This window comes from Verrucosispora sp. ts21, from assembly GCF_002879555.1.
GTDB classification, from domain to species: Bacteria; Actinomycetota; Actinomycetes; order Mycobacteriales; family Micromonosporaceae; genus Micromonospora; species Micromonospora gifhornensis.
Map to the genome: position 1 here is coordinate 20,535 of NZ_PNOZ01000071.1, position 8,021 is coordinate 28,555.

An 8,021-nucleotide genomic window follows, 5' to 3' on the forward strand; every position below is an offset into this window, starting at 1 on the left:
CCCCCACCGTGCTGCCGTTCCGGCCGCCCGGGTCAGGTGGTGTGGGCGGCATGGTGTGCGTTCCACCACAGCCTGCGCCAGAACCGGGCGACAGCGACGCAACCCCCGGTCACCTCGTTGTACGGCGTGTCCCGGGTGACGAACTGGTTCCGGACCGCCGGAGGCCGACTGCGTGACAGTTGGCTGCTCGTGGTCGAGGTGACGCTGGCCACCACCGCGTCCTGGTTCGTCGCCAGTCGTCTGCTCGGCGGCCCGCACGGCAGCGGCGACCTCTCGGCGTTCTACGCCCCGGCCGCCGCGCTGATCGTCCTGTCGCAGGCGCGGGGCGTACGGCTGCGCCGGGCCCTGCGGGTCCTGGTCGGTATCGCGGTCGGTGTGGTCCTCGGTGAGGCGGTGGTCGGGGTCTTCGGTGCCCGCTCCACCGCCGCCGTCTTCGTGGTCATCCTCGCCGCGGCCGGGATAACGGTCGCCACAGGTGCTCCCGGCGTCGTCCGTAACCAGCTGACCACGTCCGCGCTCTTCCTGGTCGCCGTGGTGCCGCCGGGCCAGGAACTCGAACCGACCCGCCTCTACGACGCGCTGATCGGCGGCTCCATCGCGTTGCTGATCACCCAGGTCGTCGGCGCACAGTCACCGCTGCGGCCCCTGGACACCGAGGGGCGGCGGACGTTCGCGGAGCTGTCCGGGGTGCTCGACGACATCCGCCAGGCGGTGCAGCGGCACGACGAGCAGGCGGCCCGATCCGCCTTCGGGCGGGCTCAGCAGTTGGATTCGCGCACCGCCGCGCTGCGCCGGGCGGTGTCGGTCGCCGACGAGAACCTGCGCCTCGCGATCTGGGAGCGGGGCAGTCGGTCCCGCGTCGATGCCGCCCGGTCCGCCGCCGACCACGTCGACTACGCCGTCCGCAACACCCGTACGCTGGCCCGCTCGACGGTGGTGCTGGCCCGGCTGCCGCAACCGCCGCCACCGCAGCTCGCCACCGCGCTGGCCGGGCTCAGCCGACTGGCCGGCTGCACCGCCGCGGTGCTCACCGCCGTCGTGGCCGGCGACGGCGACACGGCCGACCGGCACGTCGACCGGGCGGGTGCGGTGGCGCTCGACGCGGTCCGGGCGATGACGCCGCTGGTCCGGCACGAGCAGCCGTTGCCGGGCTGCACCATCGTCGGCCACATCCGGATGGTGACCGTCGACCTGCTGCGCAGCGCCGTAGCCGACAAACCGGACGTGCTCGACGCGATCGACGCCGCTCTGGCCCTGCCCAGCGAGCATCGAACCGGCGACAGCTGACCCGCCGGCGCGGATCAGACGTCGGCGTACGAGTGCAGGCCGGTGAAGAAGATGTTCACGCCGAAGAGGTTCATCAGCATCGTCGCGAAGCCCAGGATGGCCAGCCAGGCGACCAGGTTGCGCTTCACGCTCGGCGTGGCCCGCGCGTGCAGGTAGCCGGCGTAGATCACCCAGGAGATGAAGGACCAGGTCTCCTTCGGGTCCCAGCCCCACGGCCGGCCCCACGCCGCCTCGGCCCAGACCGCCCCGGCGAGCACCGCGAAGGTGAAGATCGGGAACGCGAAGGCGTGCAGGACGAAGGTGAGCCGCTCCATGCTGGCCGCCGCCGGCAGCCGCTTGGCCAGGGTGTACGGGAAGCTGCGCTTGCCCCGCTCGTAGCCCGCCCGCATCAGGTACGCCACCGCCGGCACCGCGCCGAGCAGGAACAGCCCCGAGGCGAACACGATTGTCGACACGTGCACGACGAACCAGTACGAGTCGAGCGCCGGCACCAGCGGCACGATCGGCGTGTAGAGCACCAGTTCGGCGGTGGCCACCAGCAGCACCATGACCAGGGTCATGAACAGCCCGAGCCGGCGCAGCGACGGCACCTTCACCAGCACCACCAGCCAGGCGGCGACGCCGATGAACGAGACCGTGAGCACGAACTCGTACATGTTGCCCCAGGGCATCCGCTCGGCGGCGATACCGCGGGTGACCAGCCCGGCCAGGTGCAGCACCGCACCCAACGCGGTCAGCCCGACTGCGATCCGACCGGCCAGTTCGGCGCGCCGCGCGGTGCGCTGCGCCGGACCGGCGGGATCGGCGACGGGCGTGTCCCGCTCGGCCACCGCGACGCCACCGGCGCCGACCGCCGCACCGACAAGTTCGCGGGCGGGCGCGGTCACGGCCACGGCCCGGGAGTTGCCCAGGGCGTACTCGACCGCGTGACCGATCATCGCCAGCAGGTACACCATCGTGGTGATCGACACCAGCTGGTCGGAGAGTGCGGACATCACTTGGCCCCTTCTCGCGCATCCGGTACGCCGTCGACCTCGTCGGCCGGTCGATCGCCGCGCATCGCCGCCACCAGTTGGGCGAACTCCTCGGCGAACCCGGGATGCTCGGTACGCGGCAGGCCGCCCACCTCGATCAAACTACTACCGCGCGTCGGAGATCCGGCGGCGGGGTCGGCTGCATCAGCCGAAAGGAGCCGCACGAAGACCCGTCGACGCCTGACGAACAGCGACCCCATCAGCCCCAGCACCAGGCCGACCGAGCTGATCAGCAGCAGTGTCGTACCGGGGTCGTACCGCACGGACAGCACGATGTACGGCTCGGAGCCCAGGAACTCGACGGTGGTGCCGTCGTCCAGGGTCCAGCTCTCCCCGGGCCGCAGTTCCTTCGCGCCGATCTCGGTGAGCCGACCGTTGCGCACCTGACGCTGGTCGAGCTGGTACACCGAGCCGGGGATGCCGCCGTCCAGACCCAGGTTGCCCCGGTAGGCCACCAGGCCGAGCAGCGGGTTCTCCTCGGTCGGGTGCTCGGAGCGGGTGAACGGGGGCTCCTGGGGAGCGGTCGGCAGGTACAACCCGTCGAAGGCCATCTGCAGGTCCGGCTTGCGCTCGCCGGTCGCCGGATCGACGTTGGCGTCCGGGAACGCGGCCAGCCCTTCGCTGGTCAGCCCGAGGTCACCGTTGCTGAGGAACGGCACCGCGCTGGTCTGGCTGCGGCCGAACCGGTCGGTGTAGCGGATCACCGGGGCGTACCCGTGCCCGAGCAGGTAGACGTTCGCCCCGTCGAGGCGCAGCGGCGAGTTGACCGAGAACTCCGCCGTGCGCGGCGGGTCGCCGTCCTCGTCCACGGTCACCTTCGCGTTGTAGAACGCCGGCTGACCGGTCGGCAGGAAGCGGGCGTCGAACTCGTCCAGTTGCAGGCAGAACCGGGGCAGGTCGTCGCCGACCCGCGGGCCGAGCTTCACCTCGGCGTACTGCTGGCGGGTGTTGCAGAAGACGTGGTCGGCACCGGCGACGAGCAGCCGGTTGCCCTGCCAGCCGTACCAGGAGCCGAGCGCGACGCCGAGCAGCACCAGCACCATCGAGGTGTGGAAGATCAGGTTGCCGGTCTCCTTGAGGTAGCCCTTCTCGGCGGAGACCTCGTCGCCGCGGACCACCACCCGCCACCGGCGACGCCGCAGCACCTCGGCGACCGCCGCCACGCCACCGTCGGGCGCGGGCGCCACCGTGTGCTGCGGCAGCCGACCGAGCCGCTTCGGTACGGCCGGCGGCCGGGCCCGCAGCGCCCGGACGTGGTCGACCAGCCGGGGCGTGATGCACCCGATCAGCGAGGTGAACAGCAACAGGTAGATCGCGGAGAACCAGACCGAGCTGAACGCCTCGAACGCGCCGACCCGATCCAGCCACACCGCCAGGTCGGGGTGCTCGGTGAAGAAGTCGCGGACATCCTCCGGGTTGACCCCACGCTGCGGCAGCACCGAGCCCGGGATCGCGGCGACCGCGAGCAGGAAGAGCAACACCAGCGCGGTACGCATGCTGGTCAGCTGCCGCCACGAGTTGCGCGCCAGGGCGAGCAGCGGGTTGGGGCGGCGACGGGGTGCCTCGGCCGGCGTACCCGCCGGTCGGTCGTCCACAGCGGTCATCAGATGCTCACCTGGAAATCGCCCACTCCGATGGTGGTCTGCAACCAGATCACGACGTTTGTCCAGCCACCGGTGACAAGCGCCAACCCGATCATGATCAGGAGTACGCCGCCGATCCGGGTGACCCAGCGGCTGTTACGCCGGATCGCCTGGAACACCCCGAGCAGCCGGTTGAAACCCAGCCCGAAGACGACGAACGGAATCCCCAACCCCAGGCAGTACGCCACCGCCAGCACCACCGCCCGGTCGGTCTGCCCGCTGGTGGCGGCCATGCCGAGCACCGCGGCCAGGGTCGGCCCGGTGCACGGCACCCAGGTCAACGCGAACACCGCACCGAGTACGGGTGCGCCGAGCAGACCGGCGGAGGGCAGGCGGTTGATCCGCAGTTCACGCTGCAGGCCGGGCAGGACACCGAGGTAGCCCAGCCCGAGCAGCACCACGAGACCGCCGATGACGATCTCCAGTGGCCGCTTGTAGTCGAAGAAGACCCGGCCGATGGTGCTGAACAGGATCGCGGTGCAGACGAAGACGACGGTGAAGCCGACCACGAACAGCAGCGTCCCGGCGAGCACCCGACCCTTCACCCCGGCCCGGACCCGTTCTGCGCGTACCACCGTGCCGACGCCACCACCGCGCTCGGCTGCTGCGCCGTCGGCGGAGGTGGCGGTGTTAACAGGGGTCCCTTCCTCTACCGCAGGCGTTAACAAGGTGCCCTTCCTTGCACCTCGACCTTCCAGGTCGGCGCCGGCCAGGCCGGTGACGTACGACAGGTAGCCGGGCATCAAGGGAAGCACGCAGGGCGACAGGAAGCTGACCAGTCCGGCCAGCGCCGCCGCGCCCACCGCGAGCAGCAACGGGCCGGAGACGGCGAGTTGCCCGAAGGTCTCACCCATCAGCGTTGGCCGGACGGCGCGGGGGACTCCGCGGCGATCCGCTCGACGATGGGTTGCAGGCCCTCCTGCCGTACGGCCGCCCGGATCACCACCGCGATCCGGCCCTCCCGGTCGAGCACGACCGTGGCCGGGATGGTGTTCGGCGGGATGTCCATGTCCAGGGCCAGCCGACTACCCGGGTCGAAGATGCTCGGGTAGCTGACCCGGCCCTCCTCGAAGGCGATCGCCTTGTCCCGGCTGTCCTGCACGTTGATGCCGAGGAAGGTGACCCCGGAATCCTTCGTCTCCTGGTAGGTGCCTTCCAGGTCGTCGGCCTCCGCCCGACAGGGCGCGCACCAGGAACCCCAGAAGTTGACCACGACCACCTGACCACGCTGGTCGGCCACGTCGTAGGAGCCACCGGTGAGCAGCTCACCAGCGATCCTGGGGGCGTCCGAGCGCTGCTCCGGAGCACACTCGACGATGCCGTTCGCGCTGTCACAGGTCGACTCGCGCCCGCCGCCGGTGCAGCCGGTCAGCACCGCCGCCACGGCGACGGCGAGCAGCCCGACGACCAGTCTGGGGGCAGCCATCTCAGGCCCCCTTGGCCGTCCGGGCACCCGGCGACATCGCGACCAGGTGTGCGGCCGGTTCCGAGTAGCCGATGCCGACGACCTTGGCGCCGTCGAAGTGGAAGGTGGTGAGCGAGGCCAGCCCGCACTGGCGGCGGCGCGGGTCGTGCCAGAGCCGCTTGCGCTCGACATATCGGCGCAGCGTCCAGATCGGCAGCTGATGGGAGACCAGGACGGCCTCGCGACCCTCGGCGGCAACCCGGGCGGCGTGCAGCGCCGCGAACATCCGCTCGGCGATCGCCCGGTACGCCTCGCCCCACGACGGGGTGACCGGGTCGCGCAGCACCCACCAGTTACGCGGGTCGCGGAACGATCCGTCGCCGGGCGAGACCCGCTTGCCCTCGAACCAGTTGGCGCTCTCGATCAGCCGCTCGTCCACCCCGACGGGCAGCCCGAACTGCGCGGCGATCGGTTCGGCGGTCTGTTGGGCGCGTTCCAGCGGGCTGGCCACCACGTGCACGACCTCGCGGTCGGCGAGCCCCTGCGCGGCGGCCTTGGCCATCTGGACGCCCAGATCACTGAGGCGGAATCCGGGCAGCCGGCCGTAGAGAATGCCGTCCGGGTTGTACACCTCGCCATGCCGAAGCACGTGGACCACCGTCTTACTCACCGCTGTGCCCCCTTGGTTCGCGACTGCGGGGCTCGCAAAACCGGCTCACTCCTCGCGCTCACCGTGCCCGCCTTCGTTCGCGACTGCGGGGCTCGCAAAACCGGCTCACTCCTCGCGCTCACCGTGCCTACCCCCCTGTACCTGCCGCTGCTGCCGCGTTGGCCGCCACCGGCAGGGCGGCGGCGATCTGCTCCAGGGCGGCGTCGTCGATCGCCGCCGACACGAACCAGGATTCGAACGCGCTCGGCGGGAGGTACACCCCGGCGGCGAGCATCGCGTGGAAGAACGCCTTGAACGCGGGCACCTGCTGAGTGCGGGCGCTGTCGTAGTCGACCACGTCGGCGTCGGTGAAGAAGATCGAGAACATGCTGCCCGCGTACGACAGCCGGTGCGGGACACCGGCGGCGGCCAGCGCGTCGCCGGCGAGCTTGCCCACGACGGCGGCGGTGTCGTCCAGCTTGCGGTAGAGCGCGTCGTCGGCCAGCCGCAGGGTGGTCAGCCCGGCGGCGCAGGCCAGCGGGTTACCGGAGAGCGTGCCGGCCTGGTACACCGGGCCGGCCGGGGCCAACCGCGACATGATCTCCGCGCGCCCTCCGAACGCCGCGGCAGGCAGCCCACCACCCATGACCTTGCCGTACGTCCACAGGTCCGCCTCGACCGGGTCGAGGCCGTGCCACCCGGAGCGGGAGACCCGGAACCCGGTCATCACCTCGTCGATGATGAGCAACGCGCCGTTGGCGTGCGCGATCCGCGCCAACTGCTCGTTGAAGCCGTTCCGCGGAGCGACCACGCCCATGTTGCCCGGTGCCGCCTCGGTGATCACGGCGGCGATGTGCTGACCCTCGGCGGCGAACGCCTCCTCGACGGCAGCGATGTCGTTGTACGGCAGCACGATCGTCTCGCTGGCCGCCGCCCCGGTGACGCCGGGCGAATCGGGCAGGCCGAGGGTGGCCACGCCGGAGCCGGCGGCGGCGAGCAGCGCGTCCACGTGCCCGTGGTAGCAGCCGGCGAACTTGATGATCTTCGAACGACCGGTGTAGCCACGAGCCAGCCGGATCGCCGACATGGTCGCCTCGGTACCCGAGTTGACCAGTCGGACCTGCTCGACCGGGGTGCGCTCGACGATCTCGGCGGCCAACTCCACTTCGCCGGGCGTCGGCGTACCGAAGCTGGTGCCCTTGGCGGCGGCAGCCTGCACCGCCGCGACCACCTCGGGGTGGGCGTGGCCCAGAATCAGCGGCCCCCACGAGCACACCAGGTCGACGTAGCGCCGGTCGTCGGCGTCGTACAGCCAGGGGCCCTCACCGCGAACCATGAAGCGGGGCGTCCCGCCGACGGCCTGGAAGGCGCGCACAGGAGAATTCACCCCGCCCGGCACGATGGCGCGAGCGCGGTCGAACAGGGCCGCTGAGGCCGGCGCGTCGACCGGGTAGCGGTCGGATCCGGCGGAAGTCACCTCGGTCACGATGCCGCCATTGTGTCAGCGTCAACCTGGGGACCGGCAGGCACCCCGGATCGGGGTTACCAGGCTCACCTGCGAAAGGCCACCCCGGGCCGGCTCGCCTCGACGGGCCGGACGTGCGAGATCGCGATAGGCTGAGCCGGTGGATCGTGCCGAACTGTCCATCACCGTACACCGAACGGGCGACGAAGCAGTCCTACGCCTTGCCGGTGAGATCGACATGCTCACGGCCGCCCAGCTGTCGACCGTCGTCAACGAGGTCCTCGCCGAACCGCCACCCCGGATCGTGCTCGACCTGGGCGGTGTCACCTTCTGCGACTCGCAGGGCCTCGGGACCCTCGTCGTACTCAGCCGCAAGGCCAGCCACGCCCAGAGCCTGCTCCTCCTGACCAACGTCGGCGAGTTCCTGCTCCGCGTCCTGGACATCACCGGCCTCCGCAGCGCCCTGATGATCCGCAACGACGCCCCCACCCCCTAACGCCGCCGCCGGCAGCACGGCGTCGGCGGGCAGCCGCACGTC

The 8,021-nt window shown here is 71.2% G+C and carries 8 protein-coding genes; 2 read left to right on the forward strand and 6 right to left on the reverse strand.

Annotated elements, in window-relative coordinates:
* Nucleotides 1-135: 135 nt before the first annotated feature.
* Complete coding sequence (locus tag C1A38_RS31215; RefSeq protein WP_158244939.1) at nt 136-1,287, forward strand: FUSC family protein; 1,152 nt, start codon at nt 136-138, stop codon at nt 1,285-1,287.
* Nucleotides 1,288-1,301: 14 nt separating this feature from the next.
* On the opposite strand, the gene ccsB is transcribed toward C1A38_RS31215, so the two are convergent.
* From ccsB to hemL, 6 genes are all read right to left on the reverse strand, one after another.
* The gene (gene ccsB / locus C1A38_RS24460; RefSeq protein WP_102660065.1) at nt 1,302-2,282 is read right to left on the reverse strand and encodes a c-type cytochrome biogenesis protein CcsB; all 981 of its coding nucleotides are present in this window, start codon (nt 2,280-2,282) and stop codon (nt 1,302-1,304) included.
* Entirely contained in the window at nt 2,282-3,925 is a 1,644-nt protein-coding gene (locus tag C1A38_RS24465) for a cytochrome c biogenesis protein ResB (protein ID WP_102660066.1), read from the reverse strand. Before C1A38_RS24465 ends, ccsB begins: the two co-directional genes overlap by 1 nt.
* Nucleotides 3,925-4,818: a cytochrome c biogenesis CcdA family protein gene (locus C1A38_RS24470; protein ID WP_102660067.1), complete on the reverse strand. Its 894-nt coding sequence runs from the start codon at nt 4,816-4,818 to the stop codon at nt 3,925-3,927. Before C1A38_RS24470 ends, C1A38_RS24465 begins: the two co-directional genes overlap by 1 nt.
* Nucleotides 4,818-5,390: a TlpA family protein disulfide reductase gene (locus C1A38_RS24475; protein WP_102660068.1), complete on the reverse strand. Its 573-nt coding sequence runs from the start codon at nt 5,388-5,390 to the stop codon at nt 4,818-4,820. Before C1A38_RS24475 ends, C1A38_RS24470 begins: the two co-directional genes overlap by 1 nt.
* Nucleotide 5,391: 1 nt before the next feature.
* The gene (locus tag C1A38_RS24480) at nt 5,392-6,039 is read right to left on the reverse strand and encodes a histidine phosphatase family protein (protein ID WP_102660069.1); all 648 of its coding nucleotides are present in this window, start codon (nt 6,037-6,039) and stop codon (nt 5,392-5,394) included.
* A 127-nt stretch (nt 6,040-6,166) separates the two neighbouring features.
* Nucleotides 6,167-7,504, reverse strand: coding sequence for a glutamate-1-semialdehyde 2,1-aminomutase (gene hemL, locus C1A38_RS24485; RefSeq protein ID WP_102660070.1), 1,338 nt, complete (start codon nt 7,502-7,504; stop codon nt 6,167-6,169).
* Nucleotides 7,505-7,643: 139 nt separating this feature from the next.
* Here hemL and C1A38_RS24490 point away from each other — a divergent pair, with 139 nt between their 5' ends.
* Nucleotides 7,644-7,979: an STAS domain-containing protein gene (locus tag C1A38_RS24490; RefSeq protein WP_102660071.1), complete on the forward strand. Its 336-nt coding sequence runs from the start codon at nt 7,644-7,646 to the stop codon at nt 7,977-7,979.
* Nucleotides 7,980-8,021: the final 42 nt, after the last annotated feature.

Bases quoted from the DNA above. Each gene is read 5' to 3' on its own strand.
- ccsB (WP_102660065.1), bottom strand. From the start codon at position 2,282: ATGTCCGCACTCTCCGACCAGCTGGTGTCGATCACCACGATGGTGTAC.
- C1A38_RS24465 (WP_102660066.1), bottom strand. From the start codon at position 3,925: ATGACCGCTGTGGACGACCGACCGGCGGGTACGCCGGCCGAGGCACCC.
- C1A38_RS24470 (WP_102660067.1), bottom strand. From the start codon at position 4,818: ATGGGTGAGACCTTCGGGCAACTCGCCGTCTCCGGCCCGTTGCTGCTC.
- C1A38_RS24475 (WP_102660068.1), bottom strand. From the start codon at position 5,390: ATGGCTGCCCCCAGACTGGTCGTCGGGCTGCTCGCCGTCGCCGTGGCG.